Here is an 18,589-nt window from a genome sequence, read left to right on the forward strand (position 1 = left end):
CTCCTATTTCACATAATATAATTGAGCTCAAATATATTAAATTAATAAAAAGCATCTATCTAGTATTTTATAATAATACTTCTTAATCATTTAACTTATAAAAATAAATTATTCTTTGACACTTCCGACAAAGAGGCAAGCTAACTAAAATCACTGGATTAGTCGCTATCAAAAGCGCAGTCTATCGCTGACGCACAAGATTACCGTGTGTTATCACCACTCTCAGGTACTATCAAACCGAATAAAATTCAATATAGACTTTTCCGCATTACACAATCTGTAAATAAAATCCCCCATAAGTTACATTCAAGGTTTTGTATATAATCATAAAAACTTTGAATGATTCCTTATAGAGGATGCTAATATTTATAATTAATAAAAAACAGAGTCTAATGTTTTTCTAGCAAGGGCATCTAAATATCAACAATTAAACCTACTATAATCATTACAAGAAATAACTAAATTCACTTATCTTAAATTCATATTAAAAAGAAAGTTTTCAAATAACTCCAATTGAAATTTATCCCGCGTCTTTAAATACTCTTTCTTCTTTTCAATGATTTGCTCTAACATCTCTTCTTTATTTAATAATAAAGCTAATCCAATAGCATTTTGCGCTCGATATCCCTCAAATGTTGTACCTAGTAATGCAGCTTCGTCATCATCTCTTACACATAAATCAAATACATTTTCTATATCTACATACTTATCAATATATGGAATGAAATATTGTTTGATCTCTTTTAATATATCTATGGTAACAGGCAAAATATCGGCTTCCTTTTCAACACACCATCTTTTTTGCTCCCTATGGACTAAATTCCCTAACTCAACCCCAATCGTATAGGTTTCCTTTTTCTCTTTAATTGTTAAACCTTCATCCCATTGATTTTTCATATTCTCTAATTCGTCAAACCGAATTCCCACATCCACCGTCACATGAAAATCTTCTGGATGATCGATAAAAGCTAAATGCATACTAATTTTTCCTTTATCAAATTTTTTCACAAAACTTTGTTGTGTAATCCTAACTTTATAACCATCTTCTTTTAAGCTTTCACCTAGATTTTGCAGTAGCTTTAATTTTAATTCTTTTTTGTTCATGTAATATCCTCCTTACTTAGACTTAGGGGAGACAACAACAGTTCGTATTTTATGAATTTGTCCTTTCAAATCCTTTGGAGCATTCTTTCCTGTAATACGTCCTCCCTTTTTCCTCATTAGTTGATCCTTGATTAATTGCATCTTACTTCTTCTAGCATTACCAGCTTTAACTTCTACTGCCAGTAATTTTCCACGTGGCGTTCTAACTAAATGATCAACTCTTCTAATACCTTTAGAAGTACGAATACTAACTTGACTTCCTAATACATTATAGCCTTTTTCCTGTAATGCCGACTTTGCAAGTTCCTCAGCCCTTGCTCCTGCTCTCTTATTAGCTTCTAAGATAGCTCTTTTGGTTGCTTTTTTTGCTGCTTGCTTAGCAGCATGGCGTGCTATATGAGGAGCCGCTATAGACTTTGTTTCTTTTCCATTCTCTACAACTTTCACACTCGTACGGTTTCCAAATCCATCATATGTGTAAGATTTACTTGTTCCGTTTGGTAGTGCTTCATTTAATAATTGGTTAATCGGGTCATATACAAAGTTTGTTTCTGTTACTTTTCCGCCCGCACCTTCATGTTTAATCTTCGTACGGTTACCTGATTGGTCATATTCATATCGTTCCGAAAGTAGAATACTGTTTGATGTACCGACTACTAAATCTTTAATCTTGTTCGCATGGTCATAGTTAAACGTCGAGCCTGAACCATTTCCAGCTGTGTACGTACGAACATTTCCTTGATCATCATAATCAAAGCGATACGTTTGAGAACCGTCTGTTACACGAATGTTTTGATCTAACGTGTTGTAGTCATACGATACTTTATTTGTGTATCCGCCTTGTGTTACTGTTTGTTCTTTTAGTTTTTCTGTCTTACTGTTTGCTTTATCGTGATATGCCCAGTCAATTTTTCCGCCTCGGCTATCTGTTGCGCTTGTAACGCGGTCAGCCTTGTCGTATGTTTTCGTGCGTTCTACACCGTTAACATGGTCTTTTACTTTCGTAACTTGTCCATTTTGATCACGTTCAAATGTAAATGAATCTTTTCCGTTGCGCTTTTCACCAACAACGCGATCAGCTGTATCATATACAGACTCTAAGATAGAACCATTTGGCATTTTCGTTTTAATCTTGTTTGCATTTTCATCATACGTATGTTCAATACGACGGTTTAACGCGTCGATATACACTGTATTTTTGTTATCTACATCATACTCATATTTGTGTGTTTGTGTTTTCCCACCAAACATGACAGATTTTTCTGTTGTGTTTCCATTATGATCATAACGATAATTTACAGAGGTACCATTTTTTAATGTAACCTTCGTTAATAGATTATCTTTGTTGTAATCATATAGTTTTGTATTTCCTTTTTCATCGGTTTCGCTCTTTTTATTTCCTGATGCATCGTATGTGAATGTATTCTTCTGCCCTTCTTCATCATACGCGGCAATAACATTTCCGTCGTTGTCGTACTCGTTTTTAATAAGAGCGTTTCCTTCTAGTAAACGAATATTATCAAACCAAACTTTTCCTTTATTCTCTCTTCTAAATTGAAATAAAGTATTCCCCCTTATCCAAAGAGGCAATACTTTATCTACCTCTATCCCATTAATGAAACCCACAACAAAAAAGCACACAATCCATTCACAAAAGTGAACGTTGTGCGCCTTCATTTCTCATTCTATTTCATTTATTTCTTCAACTTATCCGCCTTCGCAATAAATTGTGCTGCTTCCGCACGACTTACCGCTTTATTTGGAGCCCAGCCATTATCTGTTCCAATTGAAATCTTTTCTTGGATTAAAATATTGGCATACTTCGCACCCCAATGATTGTTTAAGTCAGCAAATTCTTTCGGTAGTTTTATATTTTCATTTCTTTCTAATTTATATGCATTTACTAACATAGAAGCCATTGATGCACGGTTAATTAACCCGCTCGGATTAAAGTTTCCCTTCTCATCACCTTTTACAATACCTGCTTTTTCAACAGCAGCGATATACGGCGTTGCCCAGTGATTTTGTGCATCAAGGAATGATGGCTTTGCATCTTTCTTAATTTCTAGCCCTAAAACAGTTGCTACTATTTTTGCAGCGGAACTACGATCAATATTTTCAGCTGGTGCAAACGTACCATCTGGCTTACCGTGTACTGCTTCTTTATCTACTAAATATTGAACTGATTCTTGTGCCCATGCTGGTACGTCAGAGAATTTAGGCTTCTGTTCAATTGCACTCGCATCGATTTCAAACTGTACTTGATATGTATGATCATATTTAATTGCTGGAATTAATATATGCATTTGCATATTATATTTTTTCGAAAACTCATCAATTTCAAATTGAACAACTTTCGTACCGTTATTTGCTTTATCTTCGGAAATTACTTTTACATCATGGAATGTCCCTACTTTATTCGTATCTTCTACTCTAAGATACTGGAAATAGCTACTATCTTGAACTGTTAACGTAACGATTTTTTTATCACCTTGAATCGTTACTTTTGCATTTTTTAAATATGTAGAAGCAACTGATGTATCATTCGTTTGATCTTTATAAGTCTTTAAAATAACGTCATACGTACCATCTGCTAATTTGCTAGCTGCTTTCATTTCTACTACCGCTTCTACTTTCGCAATCGGTGCCATCATACCGCTAAATGGAACTACTAACGTTGCTGCTATAACGAATGCATTCATATATTTTTTCTTAATCATTATCAATATGACATCTCCCTTTATATAAATATACTTAACACAACTATCATATTGATAATGATTATCAATGTCAAATAAAAATAATACTATTATTTCCTACATAAGTACGCTTTCCGCTCGTTATTAAAAAGTAAATAATGCGCTGTATGAACTTTCCGTTCTAAATAATCGATAGAATACGAGCTTGATGGATCAACTAAATCACCTATCGCTCCTGAAAGGTGATCAATGACTTGCTGCAAAACCTCTAAGTTTTTCTTCTCACTTTCAGCATTCATTTCATCCATAATGTCACAAATAAGATACTGCACTCGCCGTAAACGTAATTCCTTCTGTTCCACTTATATCTCCTCCTTATTAGTCATATTACGGTTTAAATATATGGCACCATAGCTTAACCAATGCTAAAAAATAGAAAGGCAACCATCTTCATAAAGATGGTTGCCCCTATATTTAAACTTGCATCGCTTTTTCTCTCAAAGCTCTTCTCAGCAACTTGCCTGTCGTATTCTTCGGCAGTTCTGTTAAAAATTCAATACTCTTTGGTACTTTATATTTTGCTAAATGTAATGTGCAGTAATGCATCAGTTCTTCTTCTGTTACGTTCGTTTGTTTCAGAACGACGTACGCTCGCACTGCTTCTCCTAAGTTTTCATCAGGAACACCGATTACGACAACTTCCGCCACTGATTCGTGCATGTACAATACTTCCTCTACTTCACGAGGATATACGTTATAGCCGCCAACTAAGACGATATCCTTTTTGCGATCAACGATATAGAAGTAACCTTCTTCATCCATTTTCGCTAAGTCTCCTGTATACAACCAGCCGTCCTTTAATGTCGCAGCTGTATCTTCTGGTGCGTTATAATATCCTTTCATAACGTTAGGCCCGCGAACAATTAATTCCCCAACTGCACCAACAGGTACTTCTTCCCCAAGTTCATTTACAATTTTATTTTCTACATGCCAAATATTTGTACCGATTGACCCTGGCTTACGCGGACGATCTAGTGGATTAAAACAAGTAACTGGTGATGCTTCTGATAAACCGTATCCTTCTGAAACGATAACGTCAAAACGTTGTTCAAAGTTTTGCAGAAGAGCAACAGGCATTGAAGCACCACCTGAAATACAAAGGCGAAGCGTCTTCACATCTTCTGCGCTTGCTTCTTCGAATAAATATAAATAATTATACATTGTCGGTACACCGGCAAAAATTGTCGGTTCGTACGTGCGGCAAATACGGAATACTTCTTTCGGGCTAAATTTCGGTAACATTAAAATCGTTGCCCCGTTCACAATCGGTGCATTGACCGCCACTGTTAAACAGAATACGTGAAACATTGGCAGTGCCGCAACGACGCGATCATCAGCCGTATATTGTAAATACGATGCCACATCGCTCGCATTACTATATAAATTTTTATGCGTTAACATAGCGCCTTTCGGTTTTCCAGTTGTGCCCGAAGTGTATAGAATAACCGCTACATCTTCTTCATCTAGTTCTGGGCCTTCGTAAGTTAAATCTCCAGCCCCTATCATTGTAGTAAACGTTTTCATTTTTTCGGTTTCTGTATGGTTAAAATCTGATGAGGTTTCGCATATGATGATGTTTTCAAGTGAAGGAAGTCTTGTTGTAAGAGATTGTATAACAGGTAGAAGGACGTCGAGTACGATAATTGTTTTTACATCTCCATTTTGTAAAATGTAATGCATTTCGTCTGCTGTATAAATTGGATTAACTGGAATAACAGTTGCTCCCGCTTTCATTGTTCCGTATAAACCGACCAAAAAATGTGGTGAATTTCCAACAACTAATGCAACATTGTCCCCTTTTCCAATGCCCATTTCTGCTAAATTGCTAGAAAACCTTGTGACCATTTTGTTTAATTGGTCATATGAGACCGACTGATCCATAAATATATAAGCCGGTTTATCCCCCTTCTTTTTCGCCGTTTCAGCCAAAGATTGAACGAGATTCACACAAACCCCACCTTTATAAAATTTAGAATATTTAAAAATTCTAAATTAATTATATTAAAAGAAAATTAAAGTGGCAAGTGTTATTCCATTAACTGCATATAAACAGATCACCTCCTCTTCATTTACTTTGGAAGGATAAGGGAATTTTATTTGCAAGTAATTTATGAAACTAAACCAAAAATCATTTTAGGATAATATGCACTCATCTTTTCTCTAAGTTTAGTAAGTTCCTCTTTATTTAACGTCGTATGCTCTCCAAACAAGTTAATCGCGTCCGCTCCATCTTCATGAAAATACACCGTAACATATAGTGCCGGTAACCCTGCATTGTCTTCATCTATTGAAAAGACGACATCTGGTGTCTTATTAACAGTGCTGAATGTTTCATTTCTTTTCCACTTCTTATTTTGAAACATGTCTTGTATTTCCTGTATCTTTCGTCTGTTATCTGTATGCGTAAAATATATAACATTATCTTTCGCTGGTTTTCCAATCGATAAAAGTATGCGACTTGAGGACGTTTCATCGTTACAAGCTGCTATTCCAATAACGAAGCTGAGCAATAATACAACGTACATTACTCTTTTCATTTCGATCCGCCTCCTTTTGAATATGTATATTCTTTTATAAGAGGCAGATGTCCTGTGATTTTATCGTATATAAAATTATATCGGCGATTTTCCAAATATATCGACCGCAACTCGAAATATATCAGCGATTTTTAAAATATATCGACTTACCGACAAAACGTGACAATCTACGCAAAAAGAAAGAGGCTGCCTTTACGGCAGCCCCCCTTATTTTTAGAAGAACAAATGTAAGAAATCTTCTGTTGTAATATTACCGAAGTAACGTGCGATATCTACGCCTTCTAAAGCTGCAGTGAATGCATCTTTATCAAATTGTACGCCTGTTAGACGTTCTTCAATATCATGCACATCTAGTGAACCGAAGAAGTCACCGTAAATTTTACATTCTGTTACTGTTCCTTTTTTCACTTCAAGACGAACGTCAACTTGTCCAACTGGGAAGCGGTGTGAATGTTGTAAGTTGAACTTCGGAGATTTTCCGTAGTTCCAGTCCCAATTGCGGTAGCGCTCTTCAGAAAGTTTATGGATTTCTTTCCAATCCTCTTCTGTTAATTCATACGTTGGAATTTCTGTTTCTCCTTCGAAAATTGTTTCTAGAAGAAGTTGTCTAAACTCTTCTGTCGTCATTTCTTCGTTTAGGAACTCTGTAATGTTCGCAACGCGGCTACGGATTGATTTAATTCCTTTGGATTGGATCTTATCCATTTTTACTTTCAGTGCTGATACGACGTGATCGATTTCAGAGTCAAATAGTAACGTACCGTGACTGAACATACGACCTTTCGTTGAGAACTGCGCGTTACCTGAAATTTTTCTGCCTTCAGCTAAAATGTCGTTACGACCACTTAGTTCTGCATTTACGCCTAATTTACCAAGCGCTTTCGTTACAGGCTCTGTGAATTTTTTGAAGTTGCTGAAACTGTCTCCATCATCTTTCGTAATAAAACTGAAGTTTAAGTTTCCTAAATCATGATATACTGCGCCTCCGCCTGATAGACGACGAACGACATGAATACCTTTTTCTTTTACGTAATCTGCATTAATTTCTTCTACTGTGTTTTGGTTTTTACCAATGATAATCGAAGGTTCATTAATGTAGAACAGTAAATATGTTTCGTTAATATCTAAATTCTTCACACAATATTCTTCAATCGCTAAGTTTATTCTAGGATCTGTAATCCCTTTATTATCAATAAATAACATCGTATCACCTCATGAGTTCCATACGTAGCCACTATGCGCTAGCGTAATATGGCCACTGAAAATTTGTTTTGCTTCTGTTACTAAATCAGCTGGATTGCCTGTATGCGGTAAGTGCGTTAATAAAAGTTCTTTTACATTCGCATCTTTCGCAATACTTGCTACTTCTGTACTATTCATATGCCCTGCTTTTGCAGCCTCTTGATGTGCATACATATTACACTCACAAATGAAAAGATCAGCATCTTTCGTGAATGGAATAAATTCAGGAATATAACTGGAATCTGCGCTATATACTACAGCGTCATTACCTGCTGTAATACGCATCGCAAAGCATGTAACAGGATGAACAGTTTTTAAGAATGAGATCGAGAACGGTCCAACTTGAAGTGTTTCTTCTGGATTGTACGCGATTCCTTTCGTATGCGGTTCATGCGTTAAAGAATGGAATCCACTCTCATCAAACGTATGACCGTATATTGGTAGTTCCGGTAGTTGTCCCTTTGTCGCACTCGTAATTAATCTCGCATATTGCAATACCCCAATGTCTGCAACATGATCGTGATGATAGTGCGAAAGTACAACTGCATCTATATCAGATGGTGTTATATATTTTTGAAGCTGTGCTAGTACACCACTACCACAGTCTACAAGTAAACGAAAACCATCGTGTTCAAACAAATACCCCGACGTTGCTTCTCCCGCTTCTGGAAAGCCGCCCCAAAAGCCGACAACAGTCATTTTCATATGTATCCATCCTTTCTAAAACCGAGTAGAAATGCATGTTTCACTTACATTCTACATTGTTAACTATAATCCATTTCCTAAACTTTTTCATTAATTTTCAATTTTGTTATAAAACAGTTGTTGACTTTTGTTTTTTGTACTAATACAATGATAGTAAGAAATGGAAATGGAGGGATTGACATGATCGATCAACCAATGGAGTTTTTCAGAAATTTACCGACGAAAACTTGTGCGCACTGTGGGAAAGAAATTGATGAGCAACACGAAGCATACCATAACAAATGTGATGACTGCGTTCACGAAGAATAGTAGTTTGTGAACAGAAAAAAACCTAGCAGACATAGTCTACTAGGCTAATAACATCGTATCCTTCATCGTTGAACCTTTCACCAAGAGCTCCAGTTCAAACTCATACAATTCTTTTTTTCGATAATTTTTCGTATGGATTTTATCCATCATCAGGTCGACAACTTTTCGGGCCATCTCATCGATTGGCTGTTCAATTGTCGTAATACCTGGCTCTGTAATCTGTGATAAAATTTGATTATCAAAACCGATAACAGCGAGATCATCTGGAATGGTCCAGTCATGGCGTTTCGCCTCTGAAATAATTCCAGCTGCTACCTCATCGCCTCCTGCCAAAATCGCGGTAGGATTTTTTTTGTCCTTTAATACTTCATGGAATATTCGTTTTCCATCTTCCCAAGAGAAAGCGTTTTCAAGAAAATCAATCGCTTCTACTTGGCGGCTCTTCTCCGTTATTGCACGTAAAAAGCCCATTTTTCGCTGTTGGCTAACCACTTTGGTTTCGTTACCACGGCAAAAAATAAGATTACGATATCCTTGTTCTAACACATGCTTAGCAGCTATGTATGCTCCTTGCGCATGATCAAACTTCACTGTTGGAATATTTGCTTCCTCAATATATTCATTACATAACACGATTGGACCGTGTTGTAAGTATGGCTCTACATCTTCCCACGGATTTTCTAGTGAACATAGAATAATCCCATCTACTTGTTTCGTAGATAATAATTGTAAATACTCCATCTCTTTTTCCGGTAAATATCTTGTTTGACAAATAATCAGTTTATATTTATGTTCAGAAGCAGCAATCTCGATTGCTTCAATAAATCTACTGAAGAAAGGATTTGTAATCCTTGGAACTAGCACCGCAATTGTTTCCGTTTTTTGTTTACGAAGCCTTCTCGCCGCAGAATTAGGAACGAAGCCTAAATGCTTCATTGCTAATTGAACCCTTTTTTTCTTCTCATCTGAAACATATGGATGATTATTAATCACCCTAGAAACCGTTGTCCTTGATAACCCCGCTAATTTCGCCACGTCCTCTATAGTCGACACGAAATTCTCCCCCTTTGCATGAAAACGTTTTCTTAAATTGATTATATAGTATATTATTGGAAACTGCAATACGGCTTCTTATGATTTTACTATATTAATATTATACATAGGGAAAAGTATGTTAATGGGAGGGGATTTTATATTACTTTTAGAAGTTTACAGGAGGCATATTTATTAAAGATAAAAGGAGATATTTCATGAATCGGACCGATCGTTTATTAGCTATATTAATTGAATTACAAAGAAGACAAACTGTTACAGCACAAAGCTTAGCGGAAAAATTTGAGACAAGTATAAGAACGATTTATCGAGATATGGATGCACTTAACGAATCGGGTGTTCCTATTTATTCAATGCCTGGTCACGGTTATTCATTAATGGATGGTTATTTCTTGCCCCCCATTCAGCTTACGCCTGAAGAGGCTGTTACTCTTTTACTAGGCGGTGATTATATCGAGAAAACTTTCACTTCTTCTTTTTCTGTACATGCACGATCAGCAAAAGAGAAACTTGAAATTGTTCTCCCTGCTGATCAACAAAAGAAAGCCCAGGAATTACGAGAAACTTTTCGTTTCCTTTCTCCTATATTTTCACATCAGCAATCTGAACAAGAAAAACTAGAAAATCAACTTCTTCTATTGCAAGAATCTATTCAAAAAGAACAAGCTATCTCTTTTTCTTATCGGAAACCGAGAGAAACTACAAAAATAAAGCGGACCGTTCATCCTTATGGCTTAGTCAATATTTCAGGAATTTGGTACATCGTTGCCCACTGTTTACTTCGAAAACAAATACGCAATTTTCGTTTAGATCGAATGGATACATTACAGCAAGAACAAGAATTCTTTACAAAGCCGAAAGATTTTTCTTTACAAAACTATAAACCTGAAAGCAATCGGACTGTTACGGTTCATTTATTGTTTCCATCTCATATTGCACATAAGATTATTGAGTCCCGCTACTTTTTTATAGATTCATACGAGCATAGAGATAACAGTTTTCACGTTTTTTTGAAATCAAGAAACATAGACGAAGTATTTCAATGGGTATTTAGCTGGGGGAGCCAAGTGCAAGTACTTGAGCCAAAAATTCTTTCTGAGAAAATCCGTGATGAAGCAAAAAAAATGTTAAAACTTTAATTTCACTACTGACATAATGTTGTCAGTAGCCATCCTTTATATTAGGTATTAGCAAATACATTTTTATAAAAAGGGGTTAACAATATGAAGAAATTTGAGGAATTAGCAACGTATTACATAGAGGAATTAGAAAGGTACTCTATAGAACAATTTAGGACGAAGCCGTCTAGCGAAGAATGGTCCCTCGGTCAAATGTATAGTCATTTAATTGCCTCTACATATATGCAGTTAGATGCAATTGCGAAATGTAAAACTGAAACACCATCAGCAACTAACAAGAAAACGGACATGGGTGAAAAAGTATATAAACTTGGTGCTTTCCCGGATATACAAATCAAAGTACCAAATCATCCTGGATATACACCTGAAAATCCCTCTAATAAAGAAGACATACAGAAACAGCTTCTAGAATTAATTACAATTGTTAAAGACATTGAGCCAACACTTTCTTCTATCCCAAGTGATTGTAAAGTCGAACATCCTGGGCTTGGTTACTTACATGCAGCAGAATGGTTTCAACTTATTTCTATGCATTTTGCACATCATCTTCGTCAGAAAGAGCGATTAGAGAACGCAATTTCATAATTTCTCATAAAGGGAAAATGGAATCCTCCCACCAATATAGTGGGAGGAAGAATAAAATGTTTTAAAGATGGCTCAGATATTTACCTGGCCATCTTTTTAATCATGACTATTAAAATGGAACTATACAAAGTAAACTACTACTTTGTAAGAACCCTCGTTGAAAAACTGAATTGAGACAATTATATACATTACTGAAAGTGAAAGTTCAAATAAAGTACTATTTTTATTTCTCAACAAAAAACGTAGGGAATATAACAAATTACGAATATCACGTATTATAACAAATGGTACGACTAAAGAATAATTTTTATAAAGCCCGCCATAATTATTCCCTCCTTTTATTCCTTAGACAAATATTCACACAAACTGTATTATACATTTCCATATAATTTATCTACACTTAAAAACATAATAACCTTATTTTTCAAACCTATTACAAGCCAAACTTTCTCAACAATTAATTACTAAAATACGATTTACAGCTATAAAACTATCACTTATCATCAAGGATAATTTTACCATTTAAATAAAATACAGGTAAAATTCCCAGAAAAAAAATAAATTGCACAAAGGGGATGGATTATGAAAAAGCTACATGCATTAACATTAACAATGGGGTTACTAGCTTCTACTGTGATTGTACCTACTGCTTCTCTGGCAAAAAGTGATGATTTACCTTACTTAAATGAAATCAAAAAAATGCAGCCCGATGTAAGTACACAAGAGCTAATATCTAGTATTAATGAATTAGCAAACAACACTGGGAATACAAAAGAAGCTGTTTCTGAACAGATTTATAAAGAGCTAAAAGCAGATGAAGAACAAGGCAAAAAAGAAGCAAGTAAAAAAATGAATACTTTAGGAGCTAGTGGTGGTACAGTTTCAGTTGGGAACAGCAATATGGGGGATTTCTTCTATACTGGTTCATACACTGCATACTTAAATCATGGACATGTTGGTATGTATTATAGTTCAAATACAATTGTAGAATCTGTACCAGGTGATGGCGTTCGTACAATTAGTACTACATCCCGTAAAGTAGATAAAGGAGATGCGGTAGTAAAATCCGTAAATACATCTTGGCAAAACAAAAATGATGCGGCATGGTGGGCAAAAGATCGTGTAGGTAAAGATTCATATTCTTATAATTTTGCTACAAATAGAAGTACAACACATTATGGGGCTAAAAACTGTTCTAAACTAATTTGGTCTGCTTATCAACTTCATGGCGGACTAGATTTAGATAAAGATGGCGGTGCTGGTGTATATCCACGGGATGTTCGTGACGCAAAACAAACCTCAACAATTCGTAATATTTAATACTGAAGAAAAAGTGCAACAACTATATTTGTTACACTTCTTCTTATAAAAGGAGCTCATAACAGTGAAAAAAATAATCGTTCTTATTCTAAGCATAATTTTAATTGTAGCACTCATCTACTTTTTCTTCTTTAAAAACAATAATGTAAATTCAATATCTGAAGAAGATATTGAGAAAAAAGATTTTTTGAAAGATAAACAAGCTGTTATATATCTCTCTTCGACTGCCGATCAAGATATGGATGGCAACGGGATTAGTTATGCGATATTCATCGATAAAAATGCAAAAGCACATGGATATAAAATGAATGGTTTAGAACTCGGAGGAATAGGTGTATCTGATAACAAAAAAGAAATCGTACTAGAAAGTAAAGATAATATTAAATTTATTGGAGATGATTTTAAAAATTTTAAAATGAAATACCAACATACAGGAGATCAAAGGATATATTTAAAAAAACAAGGCTTATTTGTTAACATTTACAATTCAGGTAGTAACTCATCTACTGGAAATTATGATTCGAATGTAATTTTTGGTAATCAAAAACAGATTCATAAAGGAAATATTCCTCATTATCTTATTAGCTCTGGCGTCAATACAGATGAAGTCTTAGTCTTAACTCAAGATATAGATAAAAATGAGCATAGTTTAAAAAAATTACTATTTAATGATTCAACTATGCACCTTGAAGATGTTACAACAATTAATCTTAATAAAAACATGTCGTATTCTAGTTACTCATCTATTTTAAGTGACTCAAATTTTTATTATACGATTTTAATTGAGAACGATAACTCCATTAAAGGCAAAGTATATTTATTACGCATTGATAAAAAATCATTAAAACAAGATTTAATTTTACTTTCTTCCGAGGAGAATTCCACAGCTTCCATACCATTTACAAAAAATAATTCCGCTTATCTACATAACAATGAACTATTTTTTATAAATGGACTAGGTGAGGTCATAACTTTTAATACCGAAACAAATGCAGTCAATCCTAAATTCAAAATTGATTACCATGTAACGGATGGCGTTAGATATAATGAACAAACATATTTTGAAAACGATCAATTATATGTATTACGTTATAATGAAAAGCAAGAACATAAATATTCTATAGAAACATACTCTCTAACAACCGGTAAAAAAATTAAAACTACTAAAATTAAAGATATGGATCAAATTATTACATCTGTTAAAGGTGGTAAATCCATTTACGCCTACGATTTTAAAATTTTACATCCGAATAAATAATAAAAAGCTCTGTTTTCCATAACAGAGCTTTTTATTTTAACGCCTCCCACTTCGTCCACATTTCTCTCCCATTTATACGGTACATATTATCCTCTCTGTCCATAAACCCCTGCACAATAAACTCGCGTCTAATCGTACAAAAATCGTCATGATATTGTTTGATGAATGCATTGATTTCTTTTTCCGTATACTGATTCTCCGCATTTAACTTGCTAATTAAATACTCTAACAATACTAGTTTTTTCTTCTTTTGACCTGGAATCGATTTTAGGCGGTCCTCTTTATCAAAAAAGTTACGAATAGTTGTATCTCTGAATTTGATTTCATTTTCGGTCATTTTGTTATCCTCCATCGGTTTTTAAATAATACAACTTTATTGTTTGTCCTTATTATTTTTCTTTATTCTTTCACTTATAATAGCCATAAGGTAATACCCGCTAATTAACACATAGTAGAATAGCAGTATTCCTAATGTATCTTTTATACTTGTATATTCCTCTTTGTGAAGTAAGATAGGTGAAAGGGTGAAAACAAGAAAGAAGATTAGTGGATACAAGATAAAATAGTAAGTGGGATTTCCTTTCATCATATCAACTCCTCTATTCTATGTTTCTCTGTAAATTCTTGTAATTCCTTTTCTTTCGTTTAGACTGCAATTAGAAATTAAAAGCAAGAGCTCCAAGGACAAATTAATTGAGCCTCTGGAATAGCTGAATTAATACAGAAAATAAAAAATCTATTTTCTAAAACATTGGTGTTATTGCAAAGGAATTTTGTATTATTAATGTATAGTAAAAAATTTATAGGAGTATAAGTAAATAGAATACGAAATTGTTGATGACGAAAAAATCCCACGAAACATTCGTTTCCATTTATGAAGAGGTTCAAATTTCGAGTTAGTTTTAAATATAATGAATGGAGAATACATAATGGACAATTTATTTAATCAAATTGCAACTTTTTTTAACATATCATTACCTCAAGAAATGATGAATGCTTTCAAAAATCCAATCTATTTGCAGCACAAGAATGACTTTTTAATACGCTTATTATCCTTTGAAGAAGCCATGGAAGTGTATTTATACCTACATGAAGATGTTAATATTTCAGAAGTGTTCCCATTATGGACAGATGATAATTCCAATTATGTAGGTGTTTACATGTTAGGGCCACTAACAGGAAAAGTTTGTTTTATAGACCATGAGGAAATAGATTTATCTCCAGTATATCCTCATGTACAAACGTTAATAAAAGCTCTATTAGAAAGTCCTGAAAGCGATTGGTATGAACTTCCAAGATATTATCCTTGTTCCAAAGAAAATACGGATAAACTGCAACTAAAGCAAGATGTACAAACCATTAATGAATTGAAAAACCTTCTTAAAAACGATGAATTAAATGAAGCTAAAAGAACTCAATATTTATTTTCAATTATGGCTTTAACTCCTCGCGCACAATTACATGAAATACTTCCCCTCTTGGACGATTCGGATATGTGGGTACAAGAGAGAGCCGCTGAAATTCTAGGTTTCCATAGATACGTGCCAGCTAGCGAAAAACTAAATTGGATTAAAGAACATGGCCAACATAACGGGAAATTAGCAGCTGAATTAGCATTAAAAAGAATAGAAATGGAATGAAAGAACGAAAACAAAAAGTAACACTAACATAGTAGACTACCTATAGAAACGATAAGTTAAAAGAAAAAAGCACCGAAAAGGTGCTTTTTCCTATGCTTCAACCGATTGATTTTCAGCAATATTTTTAAACTGTCGTTTGTGCATCCAAGTTAATGAAGCAATTGTTCCAAGTGATAACACAACGATAAAGATCATGAGTATTCCTATGTTTTGCCACATGAAGTTAAAGTCTCCGCTTGATACGACTGCTTTCAGCCCTGATACAGAGTATGTCATCGGTAGCCAAGCATTGAATGGTTGTAAAAACTTCGGAATCAATTCTAGTGGGAATGTTCCAGCACTTGTTGTAAGCTGAATAATTAATGTGATGATGGCGATGAAACGCCCTGCATCACCGAATGCTGTTACTAAACATTGAATTAATGCGATAAACGCTAAACTTGTAACGATGCTAAAGAGTATGAAATAAGGAATACTTTGTACTTCTACACCTAATCCAAACAGTAATATAACATCAGCTACTACTGCTTGAATAATACCGACTGATAGTAATACGCCGAACTTACTAATAAACCAACTAAATCCTGATTTCGGAACACCAACTGTGTCACGTAATGGATATACGATAGATAATAGTAATGCCCCAACGAATAAACCGAGTGATAAGAAATACGGTGTGAATCCAGTTCCGTAGTTTGGAACTTCCGTCATTTTCTCCGTCTTCACTTTTACAGGACTTGCAAACATATCATACGTTTTATCCGTTCCTTTTACTTCACCAGTTTTCTCTGCCCCTTCGCCAAGTTTCTCAGCAAGTTCACCTGAACCGTCGTTTACTTTTACAAGGCCATCCGTTACTTTCCCGGAACCGTCTGCTAGTTTATTAACGCCGTCGATTAGCTGGGTTGAGCCGGTTGACATTTTATTTAGACCACCATTTAGCGTACCTATGCCAGTTGTTACTTGACCAGAGCCATCTGCTAGTTGATTTACACCACCTGCCATTTGGTTCGCTCCTACAGATAATGTACCTAAACCGCCTGTTACTTGGCTTGAGCCATCTGCTAGTTGATTTACACCACCTGCCATTTGGTTTGCTCCTGTAGATAATTCACCTAAACCGCCTGTCACTTGACCAGAGCCATCTACTAATTGAGTTACACCACCTGTCATTTGGTTTGCTCCTACAGATAATTTCCCTAATCCTATTGTCACTTTTCCAGATCCACTTTGTAATTGAGTTGCGCCATCAATTAATTGAACTGATCCCTCTTTTAATTTATCAGCACCTCTTTTTGTATCTCCTAACCCTTCACCAAAATCCTGAAACGTACTAACAAATTTCGCTTGTTCATTCGTTAGTTTCTCAATACCCTCCGTTAAAGCTTTCACCCGTTTTGGATTTGGTAATTCGCTTTGTACTCCACTTGTCGTTTGTTGTATTTCACCTTTTAATTGTTTTACTTCTGCATTTAATTTATTTGTTCCACCTGCAACTCCAACAGCTTTTTGTTGCACTGTCGCTGTACTTTTTGCCGCACTTGTTATAAAGGGTTGCAACTGATCTTGATATTCTTTTGGTAAACTCTCGATTTGCTTTTGCAAATTTGCTACATCTTGCGTTGCAGTTTTTGCATCCTCTGCTGTTGATTGCGTGAATTCATTTAACAGATTTACTTTTTCTCCAGCCTCATTTATTTTCTCATTTACCTTATTTAATGTAGAAGGAGCTTTTGACTGCATTTCCTCTAAACCTGCAATAGAGTTTTGTACGTTACTATTTAACTCCTGCAATCCCTTTTGAATCCCTTGAGACCATTTCTCTAATTGGCTTTGTCCCTCAACAACTTTTCCCATACCATTTGATAGATCGGTTGTTCCTGCTTTTAATTCGCCAGATTTACTTACCAATTTGTTCAAACCACCAGTCACTTGCTCAGATCCATCACGTAATTCGTCAATTCCTTTTTTCATTTCATCCGTTTTTCCATTTAACGTATTCAAACCTGCTGTTACTTTCTGAGAGCCATCTTGTAATTTCTCTATACCTACCTGCATCTCACCCGTTTTGCTATTTAACGTATTCAAACCTACTGTTATTTTCTGAGAGCCATCCTGTAATTTCCCTATACCTACCTGCATCTCACCCGTTTTGCTATTTAACGTATTTAAACCTGCTGTCACTTTTCCGGATCCATCTTGTAACTTATTAGATCCATCTGCTAATTTCTGAACTCCATCCTTCATCTCCCCAGACTTCCCTTGAAGTGTATGAAGTCCATCCGTCACTTTACTTGAACCATCATGCAGCTCATTTGATCCGTCATGTAGTTTACTTGCACCTTCCGCCCCATCTGCTAGTCCTTTTGAGACGTCTTGAATGGAATCAAACATTTTCTCTGCATATGTTTTCGTTAACGTACTTGCTACTTCACCTTTAATTTTTTCAATGGCTGTTCCGCCAATTTGGGAAGATAAGAAGTTTAAGCTTTCGTTTGGAATGTATTCTAAGTTTAATGGCTTCGGATCGTCTTTTAATAACGTTGTAGCGTTACTTGAGAAGTCATCTGGAATGCGTACTAACATGTAATACTTTCTGCCTTCCATTCCTTTTTTCGCTTCTTTTTCACTTACAAATTCCCATTTAAAACTGGTATTATCTTTTAAATTATCAACAAGCCCTTTTCCGACCTCAATTGGTTTTCCGTCAAATACTGCACCTTTATCTAAATTGACTACCGCAACTGGTAAATCATCTAACTGTTTATATGGATCCCAAAAGGCCCATAAAAACATACCTGCATATAAAATTGGTACGAATAGAACCGCGATAATTGGAATTAATATTTTTTTACTTTTTATAATTTGTGTGAACTCTTTACGAAGTAACTGATTTCCTTTCATCATTTCTCCCCCTTTTCAAAATGACCATATTGTT

Annotated in this window: 17 protein-coding genes and 1 pseudogene; 6 read left to right on the forward strand and 12 right to left on the reverse strand. The window is 35.0% G+C overall.

From position 1 onward, the window contains the following. Positions 1–468 precede the first annotated feature (468 nt). The 8 genes and pseudogenes from PDQ40_RS17550 to PDQ40_RS17585 all read right to left on the reverse strand — a co-directional run bounded on the left by PDQ40_RS17550 (position 469) and on the right by PDQ40_RS17585 (position 8,347). Positions 469–1,104, reverse strand: coding sequence for a hypothetical protein (locus tag PDQ40_RS17550; protein WP_270691538.1), 636 nt, complete (start codon positions 1,102–1,104; stop codon positions 469–471). Between the two features lie 54 nt (positions 1,105–1,158). Beyond that, positions 1,159–2,730: pseudogene (locus PDQ40_RS17555) on the reverse strand (NERD domain-containing protein); the annotation flags it as partial. A 68-nt stretch (positions 2,731–2,798) separates the two neighbouring features. Further along, the gene (locus tag PDQ40_RS17560) at positions 2,799–3,824 is read right to left on the reverse strand and encodes an S-layer homology domain-containing protein (RefSeq protein WP_270691539.1); all 1,026 of its coding nucleotides are present in this window, start codon (positions 3,822–3,824) and stop codon (positions 2,799–2,801) included. An 89-nt stretch (positions 3,825–3,913) separates the two neighbouring features. Further along, positions 3,914–4,165 (reverse strand): hypothetical protein, encoded by a 252-nt coding sequence (locus PDQ40_RS17565; RefSeq protein ID WP_109630835.1) that lies wholly within the window; start codon positions 4,163–4,165, stop codon positions 3,914–3,916. Between the two features lie 112 nt (positions 4,166–4,277). Beyond that, positions 4,278–5,810 (reverse strand): fatty acid--CoA ligase family protein, encoded by a 1,533-nt coding sequence (locus tag PDQ40_RS17570; protein ID WP_001055184.1) that lies wholly within the window; start codon positions 5,808–5,810, stop codon positions 4,278–4,280. Positions 5,811–5,971: 161 nt separating this feature from the next. After that, positions 5,972–6,400, reverse strand: a complete 429-nt coding sequence (locus PDQ40_RS17575; RefSeq protein WP_000832616.1) for a hypothetical protein — start codon at positions 6,398–6,400, stop codon at positions 5,972–5,974. A gap of 213 nt (positions 6,401–6,613) precedes the next feature. Then, positions 6,614–7,603: a lipoate--protein ligase gene (locus PDQ40_RS17580; RefSeq protein ID WP_000897258.1), complete on the reverse strand. Its 990-nt coding sequence runs from the start codon at positions 7,601–7,603 to the stop codon at positions 6,614–6,616. A gap of 9 nt (positions 7,604–7,612) precedes the next feature. Next, a complete protein-coding gene (locus PDQ40_RS17585; protein ID WP_000784661.1) occupies positions 7,613–8,347 on the reverse strand; it encodes an MBL fold metallo-hydrolase in 735 nt (244 codons plus the stop codon). Between the two features lie 180 nt (positions 8,348–8,527). Between PDQ40_RS17585 and yhfH the strand changes: the two genes are divergently transcribed. Beyond that, positions 8,528–8,656, forward strand: coding sequence for a protein YhfH (gene yhfH / locus PDQ40_RS17590; protein WP_000567010.1), 129 nt, complete (start codon positions 8,528–8,530; stop codon positions 8,654–8,656). A 39-nt stretch (positions 8,657–8,695) separates the two neighbouring features. Here yhfH and PDQ40_RS17595 read toward each other — a convergent pair whose 3' ends face one another. Continuing rightward, a complete protein-coding gene (locus PDQ40_RS17595; protein ID WP_048557260.1) occupies positions 8,696–9,709 on the reverse strand; it encodes a LacI family DNA-binding transcriptional regulator in 1,014 nt (337 codons plus the stop codon). A gap of 197 nt (positions 9,710–9,906) precedes the next feature. Here PDQ40_RS17595 and PDQ40_RS17600 point away from each other — a divergent pair, with 197 nt between their 5' ends. From PDQ40_RS17600 to PDQ40_RS17615, 4 genes are all read left to right on the forward strand, one after another. Beyond that, a complete protein-coding gene (locus PDQ40_RS17600) occupies positions 9,907–10,848 on the forward strand; it encodes a helix-turn-helix transcriptional regulator (RefSeq protein WP_001082268.1) in 942 nt (313 codons plus the stop codon). Positions 10,849–10,932: 84 nt separating this feature from the next. Further along, on the forward strand, positions 10,933–11,433 hold the full coding sequence (locus tag PDQ40_RS17605; protein WP_000713022.1) for a DinB family protein: 501 nt from the start codon (positions 10,933–10,935) through the stop codon (positions 11,431–11,433). 582 nt (positions 11,434–12,015) lie between these two features. Continuing rightward, positions 12,016–12,753 (forward strand): hypothetical protein, encoded by a 738-nt coding sequence (locus PDQ40_RS17610; RefSeq protein ID WP_000733102.1) that lies wholly within the window; start codon positions 12,016–12,018, stop codon positions 12,751–12,753. 64 nt (positions 12,754–12,817) lie between these two features. Next, positions 12,818–14,011: a hypothetical protein gene (locus PDQ40_RS17615; protein ID WP_000721064.1), complete on the forward strand. Its 1,194-nt coding sequence runs from the start codon at positions 12,818–12,820 to the stop codon at positions 14,009–14,011. A gap of 31 nt (positions 14,012–14,042) precedes the next feature. Here PDQ40_RS17615 and PDQ40_RS17620 read toward each other — a convergent pair whose 3' ends face one another. After that, positions 14,043–14,348 carry a DUF2087 domain-containing protein gene (locus PDQ40_RS17620; protein ID WP_270691540.1) on the reverse strand — a complete coding sequence of 102 codons (306 nt, stop codon included), beginning with the start codon at positions 14,346–14,348 and terminating at the stop codon, positions 14,043–14,045. Between the two features lie 36 nt (positions 14,349–14,384). Beyond that, the gene (locus tag PDQ40_RS17625; protein WP_033682349.1) at positions 14,385–14,600 is read right to left on the reverse strand and encodes a hypothetical protein; all 216 of its coding nucleotides are present in this window, start codon (positions 14,598–14,600) and stop codon (positions 14,385–14,387) included. Between the two features lie 340 nt (positions 14,601–14,940). On the opposite strand from PDQ40_RS17625, the gene PDQ40_RS17630 reads away from it, so the two are divergent. Continuing rightward, positions 14,941–15,651 (forward strand): hypothetical protein, encoded by a 711-nt coding sequence (locus tag PDQ40_RS17630; protein ID WP_000369241.1) that lies wholly within the window; start codon positions 14,941–14,943, stop codon positions 15,649–15,651. Positions 15,652–15,741: 90 nt separating this feature from the next. Here the strand turns inward: PDQ40_RS17630 and PDQ40_RS17635 are convergent, their stop codons facing one another. Next, on the reverse strand, positions 15,742–18,555 hold the full coding sequence (locus tag PDQ40_RS17635; RefSeq protein WP_270691542.1) for a YhgE/Pip domain-containing protein: 2,814 nt from the start codon (positions 18,553–18,555) through the stop codon (positions 15,742–15,744). Positions 18,556–18,589: the final 34 nt, after the last annotated feature.

Source organism: Bacillus cereus group sp. Bc061, from assembly GCF_027715825.1.
In the GTDB taxonomy this organism is placed as follows: domain Bacteria; phylum Bacillota; class Bacilli; order Bacillales; family Bacillaceae_G; genus Bacillus_A; species Bacillus_A paranthracis.

Coding starts and splice junctions, on each gene's coding strand:
- PDQ40_RS17550 (WP_270691538.1), bottom strand. CDS start 1,104: ATGAACAAAAAAGAATTAAAATTAAAGCTACTGCAAAATCTAGGTGAA.
- PDQ40_RS17635 (WP_270691542.1), bottom strand. CDS start 18,555: ATGAAAGGAAATCAGTTACTTCGTAAAGAGTTCACACAAATTATAAAA.
- PDQ40_RS17585 (WP_000784661.1), bottom strand. CDS start 8,347: ATGAAAATGACTGTTGTCGGCTTTTGGGGCGGCTTTCCAGAAGCGGGA.
- PDQ40_RS17620 (WP_270691540.1), bottom strand. CDS start 14,348: ATGACCGAAAATGAAATCAAATTCAGAGATACAACTATTCGTAACTTT.
- PDQ40_RS17630 (WP_000369241.1), top strand. CDS start 14,941: ATGGACAATTTATTTAATCAAATTGCAACTTTTTTTAACATATCATTA.
- PDQ40_RS17600 (WP_001082268.1), top strand. CDS start 9,907: ATGAATCGGACCGATCGTTTATTAGCTATATTAATTGAATTACAAAGA.
- PDQ40_RS17560 (WP_270691539.1), bottom strand. CDS start 3,824: ATGATTAAGAAAAAATATATGAATGCATTCGTTATAGCAGCAACGTTA.
- PDQ40_RS17625 (WP_033682349.1), bottom strand. CDS start 14,600: ATGATGAAAGGAAATCCCACTTACTATTTTATCTTGTATCCACTAATC.
- PDQ40_RS17610 (WP_000733102.1), top strand. CDS start 12,016: ATGAAAAAGCTACATGCATTAACATTAACAATGGGGTTACTAGCTTCT.
- PDQ40_RS17605 (WP_000713022.1), top strand. CDS start 10,933: ATGAAGAAATTTGAGGAATTAGCAACGTATTACATAGAGGAATTAGAA.
- yhfH (WP_000567010.1), top strand. CDS start 8,528: ATGATCGATCAACCAATGGAGTTTTTCAGAAATTTACCGACGAAAACT.
- PDQ40_RS17575 (WP_000832616.1), bottom strand. CDS start 6,400: ATGAAAAGAGTAATGTACGTTGTATTATTGCTCAGCTTCGTTATTGGA.
- PDQ40_RS17580 (WP_000897258.1), bottom strand. CDS start 7,603: ATGTTATTTATTGATAATAAAGGGATTACAGATCCTAGAATAAACTTA.